Here is a 15,738-nt window from a genome sequence, read left to right as displayed (position 1 = left end):
GGGGCGCGGGGAACTGCGCGACAAGCCCCCACCCACCCGCAGTCAAAGAACGCACCTACGGGGTCTGGGGCGGAGCCCCAGGAACGGATGGGACGGGTAGGGGCGGCGGGGGCGAAAGACTCACAGGCGTGGATCCACCGGCTCCGACTCCAGCGCCAGCACCCCGAACACCGCCTCGTGCACCCGCCACAGCGGCTCACCCTCCGCGAGCCGGTCCAGCGCCTCCAACCCCAGCGCGTACTCCCGGATCGCCAGCGACCGCTTGTGGTTCAGGAAACGCCCCCGCAGCCGCGCGAGGTTCTCCGGACGGGTGTACTCCGGTCCGTAGATGATCCGCAGGTACTCGCGGCCCCGGCACTTGATGCCGGGCTGGACCAAGCGGCCCTGCTCGGTGCGCACCACCGCGCCCACCGGCTTGACGACCATGCCCTCGCCGCCGCGGCCGGTCATCTCCAGCCACCAGTCGATACCGGCCCGCACCGACTCCGGGTCACCGGTGTCGACGTACAGCCGTCGGGTCGTCTGCAGCAGACCGGTCCCGTCGTGCTCCACGAGGCGGTCGAGCAGGGCGAGCTGCTCGTCGTGCGGGAGTCCGGCCAGGCTGCGGCCCTGGACCGCGAGGATCTGGAACGGGGCGAGGCGGACGCCGTCCAGGCCATCCGTCGTCCAGCAGTAGCGCCGGTAGGCGTCGGTGAACGCCGAGGCGTCGGCGGCCCGTTCGCGCTGCCGGGCCAGCAGGCCGGTCACGTCGACACCTCGCGCCGCGGCGCCTTCGAGCGCGGCCAGCGCCCCCGGGAACACGGCCCCGGCGGCGGCGCCGACCGCCGCGTACTGACTGCGCAGCAGCCCGGACGCCTTGAGCGACCACGGCATCAACTCGGCGTCGAGCAGCAGCCAGTCCGTCTCGAGTTCCTTCCACAGTCCCGCCTCGGTCGCGGCGGCCCGCAGCCGGCCGAGGATCTCCTCGGTGACGTCGGCGTCGTCGAAGAAGGGACGGCCGGTGCGCGTGTACAGCGAGCCCGTGGGCCCGTCCACGCCGAACCGCTCGCGCGCCACCCCCGCGTCCCGGCAGACCAGCGCCACCGCCCGCGAGCCCATGTGCTTCTCCTCGCACACGACCCGGGCGACCCCGTCCTCCTTGTACTGCGCGAAGGCCTCGGCCGGGTGCTCCAAGAAGTATCCATCAGCGGCTCCGCCGCGGGCCTCGATGTGCGAGGTCGCGGTGGGCGCCATGGTCGGCGGCAGGTACGGGAGCAGTCGTGGGTCCACGGCGAAGCGGCTCATGACCTCCAGGGCCGCCGCCGCGTTCTCCTCGCGGACCGACACCCGCCCGGCGTGCCGCGTCTCGACGACCCGCCGTCCGTGCACGTCCGCCAGGTCCAGCGGACGGCCCTCGTGGCCGCCGGGCGCCTCGGAGGCCAGCGGCTTCGTCGGCTCGTACCAGACCTGCTCGGCCGGTACGTCGACGAGCTCGCGCTCCGGCCAGCGCAGCGCGGTGAGCTTGCCGCCGAACACGGCACCCGTGTCGAGGCAGATGGTGTTGTTCAGCCAAGTGGCCGTCGGGACCGGGGTGTGGCCGTAGACGACGGCCGCCCTGCCCCGGTAGTCCTCCGCCCACGGGTAGCGCACGGGCAGCCCGAACTCGTCGGTCTCCCCCGTCGTGTCCCCGTACAGCGCGTGCGAGCGCACCCGGCCCGACGTACGGCCGTGGTACTTCTCGGGCAGCCCGGCGTGGCAGACCACCAGCCGACCGCCGTCGAGGACGTAGTGGCTGACGAGCCCGTCGATGAACTCCCGTACCTGTGCCCGGAATTCGTCGCTCTCGTCCGCCATCTGCTCGATGGTCTCGGCGAGGCCGTGCGTGTGCTGGACCTTGCGGCCCTTGAGGTGACGCCCGTACTTGTTCTCGTGGTTGCCGGGCACGCACAGCGCGTCGCCCGAGGTGACCATGGACATCACGCGGCGCAGCACTCCGGGCGAGTCCGGGCCGCGGTCGACGAGGTCGCCGACGAAGACGGCCGTCCGGCCCGCCGGGTGCGCGCCGTCGACGTAACCGAGCTTGCCGAGCAGTGTCTCCAGCTCCGAGGCGCAGCCGTGGATGTCACCGATGATGTCGAACGGGCCGGTGAGGTGGGTCAGGTCGTTGAAGCGCTTCTCGGTGCGGACCTCGGCGCTCTCGATCTCCTCCACGCCCCGCAGGACGTGCACCTTGCGGAAGCCCTCGCGCTCCAAGTGCCGCAGGGAGCGGCGGAGTTCGCGGGTGTGGCGCTGGATGACACGGCGCGGCATGTCGGCGCGGTCGGTGCGGGAGGCGTTGCGCTTGGCGCACACCTCCTCCGGCACGTCCAGCACGATCGCGATGGGCAGCACGTCGTGCTTCTTGGCCAGGTCGATCAGCTGGCGGCGGCTCTCCGGCTGAACATTGGTCGCGTCCACGACGGTTCGCCGGCCGGCCGCGAGCCGCTTGCCCGCGATGTAGTGGAGTACGTCGAAGGCGTCGCCGCTGGCGCTCTGGTCGTTCTCGTCGTCGGCGACGAGGCCGCGGCAGAAGTCGCTGGAGATGACCTCGGTCGGCTTGAAGTGCTTGCGGGCGAAGGTCGACTTGCCCGAGCCCGACGCGCCGATCAGCACCACGAGGGAGAGGTCGGTGACGGGCAGGGTGCGCGCCTTCTTGGTCTCGTCCGTCATGCGGCCTTCTCCTCCTTCGTGGTCGGTGTGGCCGTGCTCAGGGAGAACACGGCCATCTGGGTGGGCGGGCCCACCTCGGGATCGTCGGGTCCGACGGGTACGAACTCCACGTCATAGCCGTGGCGCCCGGCGACCCGCCCGGCCCAGTCCCGGAACTCCTCCCGCGTCCACTCGAAGCGGTGGTCGCCGTGCCGGGAGTGTCCGGCCGGGAGGGTCTCCCAGCGGACGTTGTACTCGACGTTCGGCGTCGTCACGAGGACCGTCCTGGGGCGGGCGGAGCCGAACACCGCGTACTCCAGGGCGGGCAGCCGCGGCAGGTCGAGGTGTTCGACGACCTCGCTGAGCACGGCGGCGTCGTACCCCTTGAGGCGGTTGTCGGTGTAGGCGAGCGAGCCCTGGAAGAGCTGGACGCGCGACGCCTGCCGCTCGCCCATCCGGTCCAGCTTGAGCCGCCGCGAGGCGATGGTGAGCGCGCGCATCGACACATCGACACCGACGATCTCGGTGAACCGCGTGTCCTTGAGCAGCGCCTGCACCAACTGGCCCTGTCCGCAGCCGAGATCGAGGACGCGAGCGGCCCCGGACGCCTTGAGCGCGGTGATGATCGCGTCCCGGCGCTGCACGGCCAGAGGCGCCGGCTTCTCCTCGGCCTCCGTCTCCTCCTCGACGGCGTTGTCGATCTCCTCGACGTCACTGTCGTCGGCCTCGGCGAGCCGCACCAGCTCCAGCCGCTCCATCGCCTCACGGGTCAGCGACCAGCGGCGCGAGAGATACCGGCTGGTGATCAGCTTCTGCTCCGGGTGGTCCGGCAGCCAGCCTTCACCGGCCCGCAGCAGCTTGTCGACCTCGTCGGACGACACCCAGTAGTGCTTGGCGTCGTCGAGCACCGGGAGAAGTACATAGAGGTGGCGCAGGGCCTCGGCGAGCGTGAGCTCCGTCGACTCCAGGACGAGGCGCACATACCGCGAGTCGCCCCACTCGGGGAACTCACTGTCCAGCGCCACGGCCTCGACCGTCACCGTCCAGCCGAGCGGCTCGAACAGAGCCCGTACGAGGTCGGCGCCGCCGCGCGCGGGAAGCGCGGGCACCTCGATCCGGAGGGGCAGCGGCTGCCCGGGCAGGTCCGGCTTCGCGGTGCACTGGCCCTTCATCGCGCTGGAGAACACTCCGCTCAGCGCCACGGCGAGCAGGGACGAGGCCGCGTACGGGCGGTCGTTGACGTACTGCGCGAGCGCGGCGTCGGGCGCGCCGCCGCGCCCCTTGCCCTTGCCGCGCCGCACCAGCGCCACCGGATCGACCTCGAGCAACAGCGCGGCCGTGCACCGCTCGACGGACGCCTCTGGGTACAGGACGTGTGCCGTGCCGTAGGAGGTCGAGAACACCTGCGCCTTGTCGGGATGCTTGTGCAGCAGGAAGCCGAGGTCGGTGGCGGGGCGCTCTGGGGTACCGGTGGTACTGATCGTCAGGAACACAGTGGGTGCCTCGATAGGTCTTCTGAGCTGCGGAAACTCACCGGACTGAAGGTCGCCGCGCACAATGCGTGCGCATGCGCCGCATGCCGGTGAACCACAGCGATGGGAAAGCGCGCCTCGGTGATCACTGCTCCTGGCCTTTCTCAACCTCGTAGCGGTGTGTACGCCGCGCTGCGGTCATCCGCCCGCGCAACGCCCCTCTCCGGCGCGCCTGCACAACGTACAGCGAACGCCCCAGGTGGACCCGGGAATTTTTACCGCGCGGAGTGCGAGGTCAGGTGAGGGAGTGCGAGGTCAGGTGAGTTCGAGGACGCCTCGGCGGACGGCCTCCGCGACCGCCGCCGCCCGGTTGTCGACCTTGAGTTTGCGGTAGACGCGGACGAGATGGGTCTTGATCGTGGCCTCGCTGAGGAACAGGGCCTCGGCGATGGCGCGGTTGCTGCGGCCCTCGGCCATCAGCCGGACGACCTCGATCTCGCGGTCGCTCAAGTCGTGTCGCGGGCTGACCACCTGGCCGACGAGTTCACCGACGATCTCCGGGGCGAGCCCCATGGAACCGGCGGCGGCGGTGCGGACCGCCCGGAAGAGCTCCTCGGGCGGTCCCGCCTTGAGTACGTAGCCGCGGGCGCCCGCCTCCAACGCGCGGACGACGTCGGCCCGTCCGGCATAGCTGGTCAGTATCACCACGGCCACGCGCGGGGCCTGGGCGGCGAGCCGGCGGGTCGCCTCGACGCCGTCGATGCCGTCGCCCGGCCCGGCGAACCGCAGATCCATCAGCGCGACATCCGGCGTCAGCTGGGCGGTCAGGCGGACGGCTTCCTCACCGCTGTGCGCCTCGGCGACCACATCGAGGTCGGGTTCGCCCTCCAGGAGGGCGCGCAGTCCGGCACGTACGACGGCGTGGTCGTCCGCGATCAGGACGCGAAGCGGTTCGACGGTCATCCGGCGGTCGCCGCCGTGGTGACCGGTGTGGTGGGTGCCGTGGGTGCAGTGGGTGTGGTCGGCCGACGCTCGGGGCCGGCCGGCGCGGTGGCGCGGATCCGGGTGCCCCGGCCCGGTCCGCTGCCGACGTCGAGGTCGCCGCCGCATTCGCGCAGGCGTGCCCGGGCGGCGGGCAGGCCCATTCCGCGGTCCGGACGCACGACCGCGCGAACCTCCGCCGGGTCGAAGCCGATTCCGTCGTCACTGATGTCGAGGTCCACCCGGTCCCGGTGCCAGTGGAGGGTGACCAGCACATTCACCGCGCGGGCGTGTTCGCGGACGTTCGCCAGCGTGCTCTGCGCGACGCGGAACAAGGTGGTGGCCGCGTGCTCGTCGAGGACGGGCCGAGCCATTCCGACCGTGCGGAACCGGACCCGGGCCGCGGTCCCGTCCGTCTGGGCGCGGGCGCACAGCAGCCGTAGAGCGCCCTCCAGACCGGCCTCGGCGACGGCCGACGGGGTGAGGTCCCGGATGATCCGCCGGGTCTCGGCGAGGTTGGTGCCCAGCCCGTCGGCGACCGCACGGACGCGGGTGCGCGCCGCGTCCGGCCGCTCCTCCCAGTCGCGCTCGGCGGCCTGGAGCAGCATCAGGCCGCCGGCGAGTTCCTGGGCCAGGGTGTCGTGCAGATCGCGGGCGATACGGGTCCGCTCGGCGAGGACACCGGCCTGGCGCTGCTGCCTGGCCAGGGTGTCCCGCGTGCCGCGCAGTTCCTCCACCAGGCGTTGGCGGACGGCGGCGTCCCGCTGCTGGGACCGGTAGAGGGCGACCGTGCCCCAGATGGCCGTCACGGGGACGAGCACGACCTCCAGGTCGAACCAGCCCGTGGACCGGATCAACGCCCAGACGAGTACGGCGGTGATCACGGCCACCGCGACCAGGGCGGAGCGGCGGCCGAGTACCCGCAGGGCCGCACACGCCAGCGGAACGGCGCACCACACATAGGCGGTCGTCAGCGGTGCCGGGGCGAGGAAGACGAGGTCGCTCCAGAGCACGAGCAGCACCGCGACCCAGGCGTGCCGGCCGACCACGCCGAGCCGGTTCCAGCACGCCGGCCCGCCCGCGTACGCCAGTGCCAGCAGCCCGCTGACGGCGACGATGTCCCAGCACAGCGGTGACCGCAGCTGGGTGAGGCGGACCAAGGCGGCGCCGACCACGAGGAAGAACGCCAGATGCGAGACCTGTTCCAAGGTGGGCCGGCTGCCGCGGATCCTCAGCGGTGATCGGGCGGGAGCGCGGTCGGGCACGGCAGATCCCCTTGGGCGGACTGGTCCGGTCGGGCAGGGTCCCCGAGTCTATCGACCGCCTGTATGACTCATGTGAGGAGTGGGGCTGTTGGTCCATGTGACAGCCCCACAACCCCACAGCTCCACTGGCCGCTAGGCGCCCGGGTGCAGTCCGAGCGAGCCCGGTGTGGGATCGCCCTTCACCTCGCCGAAGTAGAGGGCGAAGGTCTGCTTCCAGCGCTCGACCTGCGCGCGGTCGGCCATGAAGCGGGGGAAGCCGTCGACGTGCGCGTTCGGGTACTCCCAGATCGGCTTCAGGCCGGCGGCGGGCGTGACGTCGGTCCGTACGGACCAGCCGTTGAACGACGACTGCTGCTGGGCGGTGGAGAGTTGCCAGTTCAGGTAGAGCTTGGCGGCCGTAGGGTTCTTGGCCTGCTTGAGGATCGCGGCGCGCTGGCCCCAGGCCATGAAGGGGTGGCCGTCGGCGACGACCCACCTCGCGGGCGAGGACGCCGGTGCGGCCAGCGAGCCTGCCGTGCCGATGCCGATCGTCTTCTGCCCGCCGAAGACCGCTTCCCCCGGGGAGTTGCTGCCCCGGGCGAACCGCACGTCCTGGGCGGCGAGCGCGGCCACCCAGTCCCAGCCGTACTGCTCGGCGTACAGGGTGAAGAGGTAGAGGACCGCGTCGTCGTCGTGCGGATACGACGAGGCGATCTTCCCCTTCCATTTCGGGTCGATCAGATCGAGCGGGGTCCGCGGGGCGTCCGCGCCGGCCGCGGCGACGTCGTACAGAAAGCTGAAGCCGATCGCGCCGATGGCGACCCACGCGCCGTGCGGGTCCTTGAAGGCGTCGTGGACCTTCGCGAAGCCGGCCGGCTTGTAGCGCAGCAGGCGGCCCAGCTCCTTCCAGCGCGTGAAGTCCTGCAACGTCTGGAGCTGTACGACGTCGGGGACGAGGGTGCCGGTCGCGAACTGGTTGTCCACGCGCACGTCGTGGTACTTGCTGTAGTCGACGATCAGCGTCAGGTCGATGTCGGGGAAGCGCTTGCGGAAGGCCGCCTTGGTGGCGTCCTGCTGGGTCGGGGTGTCCCCGCCGGCGTAGATGGCGAGCTTGCCGCCCTCCGCGAGGGCCGCCCGGTACAGCTCGTCGAGCGTCCTCGTCTCCTCCGTCCCGGCGGCCCGCCGGGATGCAGCGGGCGAGGCGGCTGGCGAGGCGGCGGCGGGGGTCGCCGTGGCGCCGAGCGCGCCGAGACCGAGGGCGGCACCGGCTCCGGTGGCAAGAACACGTCGTCTACTGAGGAAGCTGGACACTCCGCGGGGACCTCTCTGCTGGGGGGGTGCTGGGGGTGCGGACATGGGCGGGGACCTGGCGCCATGGCCTGTGGTGAGTCTTTCGCCGCGGAGAGGACGTGCGCGTCGCCCGTACGGAGCGGGGCGCGTGCCAGAGGTGGAAGCCGGGTTCAACCGAACGGTTGAACCGGTGAACCGGTTGAACGGACAGGGGCGGGAACCGGGTTACGGATGTGCCAGCGGTTCAAGGTGGGGCGGTAGTTGTGACCGGTGCATGATGGATACATGGATCTTCGAGTCTTCACAGAACCCCAGCAAGGCGCGACCTACGAGACGCTGCTCCGCGTCGCCAAGGCCGCTGAAGACCTCAATTACGGAGCCTTTTTCCGCTCGGATCATTACTTGCACATGGGATCCGTCAGCGGCCTCCCCGGGCCGACCGACGCATGGATCACGCTCGCCGGTCTCGCCCGTGAGACCAGCCGGATCCGCCTCGGCACCCTGATGACCGCCGGGACCTTCCGGCTGCCCGGTGTCCTCGCGATCCAGGTCGCGCAGGTCGACCAGATGTCGGGCGGGCGCGTGGAACTCGGTCTCGGGTCCGGCTGGTACGAGGCCGAACACGAGGCGTACGGCATTCCGTTCCCCAAGGAGAAGTTCGGCCGGCTGGACGAGCAGCTCGCCATCGTCACGGGCCTGTGGAGCACGCCCGCCGGCGAGCGGTTCTCCTTCGACGGGACGTACTACCAGCTCAAGGACTCGCCCGCGCTGCCGAAGCCGGCTCAGTCGAAGGTGCCCGTCCTCGTCGGCGGTCATGGAGCGAAGCGGACCCCGGCGCTCGCGGCGCGGTACGCGGATGAGTTCAACATCCCCTTCGCTTCGGTCGCGGACACGGAGCAGCAGTTCGCGCGGGTGCGCGCGGCGGCCGAGCAGGCCGGGCGCAAGAGCGACGAGCTGATGTACTCCAACGCGCTCGTGGCCTGTGTCGGGAGGACCGACGCCGAGGTGAAGCGCCGGGCCGATGCCATTGGGCGTGATGTCGAGGAGTTGAAGGCGAACGGGCTTGCGGGGTCGCCCGCGGAGGTCGTCGCGCGGATCGCTCAGTTCGAGGCCGTCGGATCGCAGCGCATGTATCTGCAGATGCTGGACCTGGACGACTTGGATCATCTGGAGTTGATCGCGTCCGAGGTGATGCGCCAGCTCGGGTAGGGGTGGCCCTGGGCCGGCCGGTCAACTCGGTAGGTCCTGGTGGGCGTGGTCGTCCTCGGCCGGGTGAAAATCCGTCAACCCCACATGTGGGGCGGATCCATGACAGTGACTCGGGTCGGTGGTGATCGTTGGCTCGGGCGGAGCCGGACCGCCCAGCACCCGTCGCCGGCGGTCGCCGGGGCGTCAAGCTCGTCAGTGGCCCTCCCCGCGCGGGGGCCGAGGAGGCCGTCGTGTCCCAGGAAGCCGTGCCACAGCAGGGCGCGCCCACACCGCCGAAGGGGCTGCTCCAGCAGATGGAGGAGCTGATGGCTGCGCTGAACGCGGACCTGTCCCAGTTGGACGCGGACCTTTCCGGGTCCCGCCCCACGCTTCCGTCCGGCCTTGACCGCCCCTGACCACAAGCCGGTTCCTCGCCCCCGCCGCCCCTACCCGTCCCATCCCTGAGGGCTGCGCCCCCAGACCCCCTAAAAGATTGCGCAGTTCCCCGCGCCCCTGAAGAGAGTCGGCTGCGGGCCGGTAGGGGGCTGGTCGCGCAGTTCCCCGCGCCCCTAAAAACGAAAGACAAAAGACCGGGGCGAGCCGGGGGCGACGGGGCGCAGCCCCGAGCCGTCAGGGGCGCGGGGAACTGCGCGACCAGCCCCCACCCACCCGCACCCGACACACAACCGAACGGGGTCTGGGGCGGAGCCCCAGGAACGGGATGGGATGGGTAGGGGCGGCGGGGGCGAAAAACCAACCCCCCTACCCGGCCGCCGAATCCCGCTCCACCACCGCCTTCTGATCCCGCACCGCCAGCCGTCTCAGCATCTCGAGTACCCGATCCCGGGACTCGTCCGCCGCATCGATGGCCTCCATGCACTGCCAGTACGTACCCTCGTCATCCGCCGCGCAGGCAATCCCGACAAGGGCGATGCCGACCTCGCCGAGCAGCCCGCCCAGGCAGAGCAGCGCCTCGCGGGCGTCACCCAACTCCGTGAGCTGCGCGGCGCGCAGGGCGCCGATGCCGAGGGTGGGGGCGTCGAGGACACCGCAGCCCCGGCCCGCCAGCTCGGTCAGTCCGAGGGCCTCGCCCCGGAGTTCAGGGGGGCCGGAGACGGCGAGGCGGCTGCCTATCGCCTGGGCGAGGGACTGTGCCTGCCAGGCTTCCGCCATCACCTCCGGAGTGTCACCGCTCTCCGCCAGGGCACGCCTGCTCGCCACGATGAGCCGCATAGCGTCCATGCGCTGCCCCCGTCTGTCCCGACGCGCTGGTCGCACGTCCGCCCGAACTCCCTTGTCCACTACCCAGAGTGAGAGTCCTTGAGACGAAAAGCCAGAGGAAGACCGAAATCTGTGGACACGGAATCGAATGTGGACAGCGCAATGACTCCGGAGAGTGATGGATGGAGGTGATGATGGACGGAGTCGGTGATGGACGGATTCGTCGTCACGGGCCCTCCGGCGCCGGGAACCTCCGCTCGTTCCGGTCGATCTTCGCGTCGAGCGCCGCGAGCGGGTCGATGCCGAGCACCTCGCAGAGCTGGAGCAGATACGCCAGGACGTCCGCGACCTCGTCGGTGACGCGGTGCGCGGTGTCCGCGTCGTCCATGACCCGGGCCGACTCCTCCGGCGTCAACCACTGGAAGATCTCGACCAGTTCGGACGCCTCCACGCTCAGCGCGGCGACCAGGTTCTTGGGGGTGTGATACGGCTGCCAGTTCCGCGCGGCCGCGAACTCGGCCAGTCGGCGCTGCAACTTCGCTACGTCCAGTTCTGTCACGGCTAAAGGTCTACCGCAGGTCTTCCGCAGATCTACCGCTCAAGGTTCACCACCGTGGCACCGGCCACCCCGAGGGCCACCGAGGCGTCGTTCACCGCACCCAGCAGCCGGATGTGCCCGCGCTCGCACATCCGCGCCGCCAGCCGCACCAGCTCCCCCGCCTGCCGGGCGTCCAGGCAGCGGTCGAAGCCGTCGGCCAGGACCGTCAGCGACTGGAGCGCCGCGGGGACCTCCCCCGCCAGGTCCACCTCCAGCACGCCGGGCCCGGTGAGCAGCACCAGGGCCAGCGCGAGATACCGCAACTCGCCGTCTCCGAGCAGCCCGAGGTGCGTACGGACGCCGTCGCCGCGGTCGAGAAGCGCGCGGACCGTGCCGTCGCCGAGCGGTTCGGCCAGCACGTCCGCGACCGGGCCCGCGCATCCGGCCCGGACCGCCGCCACCAGGTGCTGGTAGCGGCGGCCGCACTCCGACCGCGTACGCCACAGGACTTCGGCGAGGTTGTCGCAGCCCCGCAGCAGGCGGCCCGAGCCGAGCGGGGCGGGGGTACGCATGTACTGCGGGCTCGGGTCGCAGGCGTAGACGGACCGCAGCGCGAGCACCATCTGTTCGGCGGCGGCCAGGACTTGGCGTTCGCCGTCCGTGCGGCCCGCGACGCGCAGCGGCAGCAGTGCGGTGCCGAGGCGGTCGTCGGGGAGCGGGACGCGGGTCACCGCGGACGAGCCCGCCGTGTGCCAGGCCGCCTGGACGACCGGGCGGCCCGGATCGCGCAGCGCCGTCTCCAGCAGGGTCTGTCCGCCCGCCGTCAATCGCTCGCCCACGATGCGCAGTTCGGGCTCGGCCTGTACGGCGATGTCGAGCCGTACGGGACCCTCGGGGCCGTCGACCGTGCAGCCGATACGGAAGCCGCGTCTGTGCTGGGCATCGGGCCGGGCCCGTTCCGGTACACAGGTGACCGGGTCGGGGAACACCTCCGCGAGCTCGGCGCCGCTGCCGAGTCGCGCGAGTGCCTCGTAGGCCCGCAGGGCGACGGTCTTGCCGCTGCCGCTCGGGCCGGCGACGAGGGTGAGCGGTCCGAGAGGGAACCGGACGCGGCGATGCGTGGCGAAGGCGGCGAGCCGCAGCTCGGTGAGGCCCGGTCGGTCGGGGCGCGCCTCCGCCACCGCGGGGGCCTCCGGGGATGACACGGTCATATCCGGACGGTAGGCCTCCACCGCCAGGCGAACCGTTCCACCTCGGAGACCTTCCTACGATCGAGGGACCAGCTCCCCTCTCCCGGCCCCCTTCTCCCGGCCTCTTCTCCCGACCTCTTCTCCCGGGAGCCGGACACCGTCTCATCCCGGCAGCCGGAACCCGTCGTACGGCCGCCGGCCCCCGGAAGCCGTCGTACGGCCGCCGGATCCCCTCACGCGATCAGACCCCGGGAACCCCCGCCCCCTCCATCAGCCCCCGTACCTCGGTCCCCGGTGGCGTCAGCAGGAACACGTTCCGGTCCACCCGGTGCATGCCGCTCGCGAGGCCGAAGACCACGCCCGTACTGAAGTCCAGCACCCGCTTGGCGACATCGGTCTCCGCGCCGGTCAGGTCGAGCAGCACGGGGATGCCCGCCATCAGCGTCTCGGCGACATCGCGGGCGTCCGCGAAGATGTTGACCCGCAGGACCACGAAACGGCGGCGGGCCTCGGTCGGGGCCTCGGGTATCGACCGGTGGTCGACCGCCGACGGCCACGCGTCCCGGCCCCGCAACGGAACGACCTGGGCGAGCCCCTCCCACTGTTCATCGGTGACGTCGCGGTTGTTCACCACACCACCCCGTCCTGGCTCGCACTCTTTATCTGCACCGGCCAATTCTTACGCATGGTCACCCGTTCGGCTCAACAGCGACACGGTCCGCGACGCGTTCCGGGGAGCGGCGGCTACGGCAAACTGCGCATAGTCATCCAAACTCATCCCCCTTCACCGCAATCGAGGCCTCCCTCATGAGCCTGAGCATCCGCAACCAGCTTCCCGGCACTGTCATCTCCGTCACTCCGGGCGAGGTGATGGCGACGGTGAAGGTCCGTCTCGGCGGCGGTCAGGAGATCACCGCGGCCGTCACCCTGGAGGCCGTCGAGGACCTGGGCCTGGCCGCGGGGTCCACCGTCCGCGCCCTGGTCAAGTCGACGGAGGTGTCCCTGGCCACCGGCCCGGTGGACGGGGTGAGCATCCGCAACCAGCTGCCGGGCACGGTCACGGACGTCGCCGTCGGCGGCGCGATGGCCCGCGTCAAGGTCACGGTCGCGGGCGGTGAGCTGACCTCCGCGATCACCAAGGACGCCGTCACTGAGCTCGGTCTGGCCGCCGGTGCCCAGGTCGTGGCGCTCATCAAGTCCACCGAGGTGTCACTGTCCAACGCGTGACGCACCAGGTGGGCGGCCGCCCTTCTTACCTGCCTCACACCGGACTCTTCACGTCCTGCCGCGCCCCGCTCACCTGCGGGAATTAGCGTCTGGAGCCGTGTACTTGGCAGAAACCAGGCTGTCGCCCACCGGTCGGCAGGCCCCCTCGAAGGCATCACCCGACGGGGCGCCCGCGCAGTGGCATCCGGACGAGGCGCCCGCCCAGTGGCACCGTGTCCTGACCCTGCTCGCCGACATCAGCCTCTTCATCGGTACGCGGCCCATGTGGACGCAGGCCGCGAGCCACCGTCTCGTCGTGGCCGCGGTCGTCTCGCTCTGTTACGCCTCGATCCTCGTGACGGGCGTCCTGACCCTGGTCGTACGCCGCGGCCGTACGCTGGCGCGGCTCGACCTGTGCGTCCTCGTGACCGCCGTGGCGCTCGCCGTGTGCGGGTGGGTCATGAACCACGGCGGCAGCGACGAGTCGGTCCTCACCACACAGGCCGCCCACGAGTTCCTCGCCGGGCACCAGGTCTACGACCGTCCGTGGCCCTGGCTCTTCGGCCACGGCATCGCCCTCACGGCGACGATGAACGGCGGCTACGACTTCACGTACGGCTATCCGCCACTGCCCCTGATGCTCACCGCGCCGCTGCTCTGGATCGGGCATGGCTCGGCCGCGGCGACGCTGGTCAGCACCGGGTCCTTGATCGTGGGCGCGATCGTGATGTGGCGACTGCTGCCGGTGCCGTGGCGCTCGGCGGCCACGCTGGTCTGCCTCGGCTTCGGTCTGCTGCCGGCGTATGCCCGGCTCGGCTATCCGGCGATCGTCGCCTGCGCCCTGCTCATCCCGGTGGTGGTGGGCTGGCCGCGGATGGGGCGCGGTGGCCGGGGCGACTGGGCGCGGGCGGTGTGTCTGGGCGCGGCCTGCGCGGCCCAGCAACTGCCCTGGTTCCTCGCGCCGTTCCTGCTGGCCGGGGTCTACGCGCTGCGCCGCGGTGAGCTGGGCCCGCGCGCGGCGGCGGCCGCCGTGGGCCGGATCGCCGGCGTGGCCGCGACGACCTGGCTGCTGATCAACGCGTACTTCATCGTGAGCGAACCCAGCTCCTGGGTCTCCGGGATCGCGCTGCCGCTCACGCAGAAGGCGGACGTCCACGGCCAGGGTCTGGTCGGCATCTCGCTCTACTTCACCGACGGCAGCGACCGGCTGGCCTGGTACTCCCACGCGAGTCTGCTGCTGGCCGCGGGTCTGCTGGGCCTCTTCGTCCTGTTCGTGCGGCGGCTGGGGCCGGCGGCGACGGTGCTGCCCTGGTGCGCGTTCTTCGTGGCGACGCGCTCGCAGGACGGCTACTACCTGCTGATGACCCCGCTGTGGCTGGCCGCGGCCGTCACCGCGCCCTGGCAGTCCTTCACCAGCGCGTGGCAGCCCCGCCCCGCCTTCCTGCGCGGCCGGCACAGGCGCGGGGCCCTGGTGGCCGCGGCCGTGCTCCTGATGGTCCCGGCGGCGGCAGCGGCGACCCTGGCCGTGTCGGGGTCACCGCCCCTGCGTATGGACGTCGTCGGGGCACGCCGGGCCACGGGGGCGCTGACCGGACTCACCCTGCGCGTCACCAACCTCGGCGGCGCGGCCCTGAACCCTCACTTCACCCTGACCACGGGCTCGGGCATGAACCGCTACTGGGACGTGGCGGCCGGCCCTGCCACGCTCCCCGCTCATGGCTCGGCGAGTTACGAACTCCGGCCGCCCGACGGGAAGTTCGTCCTCCCCCGCGCGGGCGTCCGGATCCGCGTACGGGCCGTCTCGGCGGCGCCGATGACCCTGTCGAGCACGGACGTCGACCTGTCGGCCCTCGGCCGGTGACCCCGTCGGATCGCTGTCCATACGGCCGTACACCCCAGCTCGTCCTGTCCATCGCCGGCAGCTAGCCGCGCACGTGCAGCCCGAAACCCGTGCGGCCCGCGGGCTCCAGTCCCTCCTTCAGGTGCAGCGAGGGGATCTCGTAGTCACCGAAGTTCTGCCGCCGGAACGCGATCGGCTCGGTCGACTCCAGGGTGAGCAGGCGCTGCTCCCAGGCCTTGGCGACGTCCGGGTAGTCCTCGCCGGTCATCCGGTCGGTGCCGTACAGCACGAACGGCGGCAGCACCTCGATGCCCGGGTAGTAGAGGATGCCGTGCTGGATCGGGAACAGCAGATCGTCGATGGGGCCGTTGATCCCGCGGGCGGCGTAGTGCGACTCCGGGCCGCCGGCGGTCACCGACAGCAGAGCCTTCCTGCCCTTGAGGGTGCCTTCGCCGAAGCGCTCGCCGTACCTGGTGTCGCTGTGCTCGCCGACGCCGTACGCGAAGTGGTAGGTGAACACCCGGTCCACCCAGCCTTTGAGGATCGCGGGCATCGCGTACCACCACAGCGGGAACTGGAAGATGATCGTGTCGGCCCACAGCAGCTTCTCCTGCTCGGCGAGGACGTCCGGGGTGAGCGTCCCGGCGTCGAAGGCCCGGCCCGAGTCCAGGGCGACCTTCAGCGGACTTGAGGCGTCGGGGCCGTAGTCCGCGGCGTCCACGACCGCCTTCCAGTTCATCGCGTACAGATCGCTCACCCGCACCTCGTGCCCGGCGGTCTCCAATGTGGACACCGCGAGGTCCTTCAGCGAGCTGTTGAGCGACTTCGGCTCCGGGTGGGCGTAGACGATCAGCGTCTTCATGGGAACTCCAACTCCTACGGATCGGGTGCCTTCGATACT

Annotated in this window: 14 protein-coding genes; 4 read left to right on the top strand and 10 right to left on the bottom strand. The window is 71.2% G+C overall.

Annotated features, from left to right (window positions below; translation table 11 throughout):
• Window positions 1–120: 120 nt before the first annotated feature.
• From OG975_RS35920 to OG975_RS35900, 5 genes are all read right to left on the bottom strand, one after another.
• Window positions 121–2,688 (bottom strand): polynucleotide kinase-phosphatase, encoded by a 2,568-nt coding sequence (locus tag OG975_RS35920; protein ID WP_406333510.1) that lies wholly within the window; start codon window positions 2,686–2,688, stop codon window positions 121–123.
• Window positions 2,685–4,160: a 3' terminal RNA ribose 2'-O-methyltransferase Hen1 gene (locus OG975_RS35915; RefSeq protein ID WP_406333509.1), complete on the bottom strand. Its 1,476-nt coding sequence runs from the start codon at window positions 4,158–4,160 to the stop codon at window positions 2,685–2,687. Before OG975_RS35915 ends, OG975_RS35920 begins: the two co-directional genes overlap by 4 nt.
• A 294-nt stretch (window positions 4,161–4,454) precedes the next feature.
• The gene (locus OG975_RS35910) at window positions 4,455–5,102 is read right to left on the bottom strand and encodes a response regulator (protein WP_406333508.1); all 648 of its coding nucleotides are present in this window, start codon (window positions 5,100–5,102) and stop codon (window positions 4,455–4,457) included.
• Window positions 5,099–6,385: a sensor histidine kinase gene (locus OG975_RS35905; protein WP_406333506.1), complete on the bottom strand. Its 1,287-nt coding sequence runs from the start codon at window positions 6,383–6,385 to the stop codon at window positions 5,099–5,101. The genes OG975_RS35910 and OG975_RS35905 overlap by 4 nt, the downstream gene beginning before the upstream one ends.
• Window positions 6,386–6,517: 132 nt before the next feature.
• Window positions 6,518–7,675, bottom strand: a complete 1,158-nt coding sequence (locus OG975_RS35900; RefSeq protein WP_406333505.1) for an ABC transporter substrate-binding protein — start codon at window positions 7,673–7,675, stop codon at window positions 6,518–6,520.
• Window positions 7,676–7,939: 264 nt separating this feature from the next.
• Here OG975_RS35900 and OG975_RS35895 point away from each other — a divergent pair, with 264 nt between their 5' ends.
• Complete coding sequence (locus tag OG975_RS35895) at window positions 7,940–8,863, top strand: LLM class F420-dependent oxidoreductase (protein WP_406333504.1); 924 nt, start codon at window positions 7,940–7,942, stop codon at window positions 8,861–8,863.
• Window positions 8,864–9,093: 230 nt separating this feature from the next.
• Window positions 9,094–9,258 (top strand): hypothetical protein, encoded by a 165-nt coding sequence (locus OG975_RS35890; RefSeq protein WP_406333502.1) that lies wholly within the window; start codon window positions 9,094–9,096, stop codon window positions 9,256–9,258.
• Window positions 9,259–9,604: 346 nt separating this feature from the next.
• On the opposite strand, the gene OG975_RS35885 is transcribed toward OG975_RS35890, so the two are convergent.
• From OG975_RS35885 to OG975_RS35870, 4 genes are all read right to left on the bottom strand, one after another.
• Window positions 9,605–10,084 (bottom strand): DUF6099 family protein, encoded by a 480-nt coding sequence (locus tag OG975_RS35885; protein ID WP_381252727.1) that lies wholly within the window; start codon window positions 10,082–10,084, stop codon window positions 9,605–9,607.
• Window positions 10,085–10,289: 205 nt separating this feature from the next.
• On the bottom strand, window positions 10,290–10,622 hold the full coding sequence (locus OG975_RS35880) for a nucleotide pyrophosphohydrolase (protein ID WP_330307918.1): 333 nt from the start codon (window positions 10,620–10,622) through the stop codon (window positions 10,290–10,292).
• A gap of 32 nt (window positions 10,623–10,654) precedes the next feature.
• Complete coding sequence (locus tag OG975_RS35875; protein WP_406333501.1) at window positions 10,655–11,812, bottom strand: AAA family ATPase; 1,158 nt, start codon at window positions 11,810–11,812, stop codon at window positions 10,655–10,657.
• A gap of 220 nt (window positions 11,813–12,032) precedes the next feature.
• On the bottom strand, window positions 12,033–12,422 hold the full coding sequence (locus OG975_RS35870; RefSeq protein WP_406333500.1) for a cell division protein SepF: 390 nt from the start codon (window positions 12,420–12,422) through the stop codon (window positions 12,033–12,035).
• Window positions 12,423–12,598: 176 nt separating this feature from the next.
• On the opposite strand from OG975_RS35870, the gene OG975_RS35865 reads away from it, so the two are divergent.
• On the top strand, window positions 12,599–13,018 hold the full coding sequence (locus tag OG975_RS35865) for a molybdopterin-binding protein (RefSeq protein WP_406333498.1): 420 nt from the start codon (window positions 12,599–12,601) through the stop codon (window positions 13,016–13,018).
• A 97-nt stretch (window positions 13,019–13,115) separates the two neighbouring features.
• Window positions 13,116–14,858, top strand: a complete 1,743-nt coding sequence (locus tag OG975_RS35860; protein WP_406333496.1) for a hypothetical protein — start codon at window positions 13,116–13,118, stop codon at window positions 14,856–14,858.
• 61 nt (window positions 14,859–14,919) lie between these two features.
• Here OG975_RS35860 and OG975_RS35855 read toward each other — a convergent pair whose 3' ends face one another.
• Window positions 14,920–15,699 (bottom strand): NAD(P)H-dependent oxidoreductase, encoded by a 780-nt coding sequence (locus tag OG975_RS35855; RefSeq protein ID WP_406333495.1) that lies wholly within the window; start codon window positions 15,697–15,699, stop codon window positions 14,920–14,922.
• Window positions 15,700–15,738: the final 39 nt, after the last annotated feature.

Origin of the sequence: Streptomyces sp. NBC_00203 (genome assembly GCF_045206325.1) — a bacterium.
Classification (GTDB): domain Bacteria; phylum Actinomycetota; class Actinomycetes; order Streptomycetales; family Streptomycetaceae; genus Streptomyces; species Streptomyces lutosisoli.
Note: the sequence above shows the minus strand (reverse complement) of the source record. Positions and strands in the feature narration are given on the sequence as shown.

Coding starts and splice junctions, on each gene's coding strand:
- OG975_RS35910 (WP_406333508.1), bottom strand. CDS start 5,102: ATGACCGTCGAACCGCTTCGCGTCCTGATCGCGGACGACCACGCCGTC.
- OG975_RS35885 (WP_381252727.1), bottom strand. CDS start 10,084: ATGGACGCTATGCGGCTCATCGTGGCGAGCAGGCGTGCCCTGGCGGAG.
- OG975_RS35855 (WP_406333495.1), bottom strand. CDS start 15,699: ATGAAGACGCTGATCGTCTACGCCCACCCGGAGCCGAAGTCGCTCAAC.
- OG975_RS35895 (WP_406333504.1), top strand. CDS start 7,940: ATGGATCTTCGAGTCTTCACAGAACCCCAGCAAGGCGCGACCTACGAG.
- OG975_RS35920 (WP_406333510.1), bottom strand. CDS start 2,688: ATGACGGACGAGACCAAGAAGGCGCGCACCCTGCCCGTCACCGACCTC.
- OG975_RS35865 (WP_406333498.1), top strand. CDS start 12,599: ATGAGCCTGAGCATCCGCAACCAGCTTCCCGGCACTGTCATCTCCGTC.
- OG975_RS35875 (WP_406333501.1), bottom strand. CDS start 11,812: ATGACCGTGTCATCCCCGGAGGCCCCCGCGGTGGCGGAGGCGCGCCCC.